We start from the raw sequence: 1,137 nt of genomic DNA on the forward strand, positions 1-1,137 counted from the left end.
ACTAGCGGAATACCAAGCTACAAATTGAGATTTATGAGCGTAAAAAAATACCGGTCCGCCGCGGGGCAACCGGTATTTTTTAGCGAATAAATTGAAAATTTGTCTTGGTATGCAGCCGTGCGGCCTTTTTCTTTTTTGCCATTTTTCTTTTGGGAAAAGAAAAATGGCGTGGTGGGTTTTTCTGTGAAGAAAAACCAATGGTGTAATATGTAAATAAAAAAGAGTATATTATTATAAAATAAAAGACACTATTTGTCAATATTCTCAGTAATTGAGCTGACTGATAAGCCTAGTATAAGCCAAAAAATGATTTGCCCTTGCTGGATGTCCCATAGGTAATGATCAAAAAGCATAATAAATATAAATCCAATTAATACACCCTGTATGGCTATCTTGAATTCTTTTTGGTCTGGAAATGTTCCACCTTGCCTACCGGCAGGCGGGCGTGGAACATTTTTAGCTATTTTATAGGATTCGCACTGTGAATTGTTCCACGTGGAACATTCCAACGCTTCTTTTTGTTTAAATTGTTCCACGTGGAACAATTTATAGAGGAAGAATATAAATAAGCACAGTCCAATTAAACCTAGTTCACTCCAAATCAATAGGAATACATTGTGAACCGGCTGAAATTGCCAATCAAAAAGGGTTTGGTTGGCATATTTTTGCATATTTATTACGAATTGCCCTGTCCCTGAGCCGATAATGGGATTATCTAGAATTGTTCCACGTGAAACATTAGTATATAATAATCTTTCATCTAATGATTTGAATAATAACGAATCAATGTTTGGATGAAGCAAACACATTAAAATTATAATTATACTAGCTACTAGCAGCCACCTTTTGACATTGATTGTTCCACGTGGAACATTTTTGATCGGATCATAAACTTCACAATGGGAATTGTTCCACGTGGAACATTTCAACACTTCTTTTTGTTTAAATTGTTCCACCTTGCCTATTGAAAGGCAGGCGCGGAATAATTTATGGATTGGTGATAATATATTGTGTCCATAATGGATATAAATAATGGTTGTGGCGAGTCCGATGATAGCTGATTTGGAAAAAGTCAAGATTAATCCGATAATTTGAATAATCATGGCTATATTGTAGAAATAATCAGAAATGAGAAAA

2 protein-coding genes are annotated in these 1,137 nt (G+C 35.0%); both read right to left on the reverse strand.

Annotation, left to right across the window (positions count from 1 at the left end; translation table 11 throughout):
• Window positions 1–198 (reverse strand): hypothetical protein (locus tag Q8K49_RS01795; RefSeq protein WP_305303716.1); only part of this gene is annotated, 198 nt, incomplete at its 3' end.
• A 50-nt stretch (window positions 199–248) separates the two neighbouring features.
• Window positions 249–1,137: O-antigen ligase (locus Q8K49_RS01800; RefSeq protein WP_305303717.1), on the reverse strand; the 889-nt coding region annotated here is incomplete at its 5' end.

The organism is Brevundimonas sp. (assembly GCF_030682035.1).
Taxonomy (GTDB): Bacteria; Pseudomonadota; Alphaproteobacteria; order Caulobacterales; family Caulobacteraceae; genus Brevundimonas.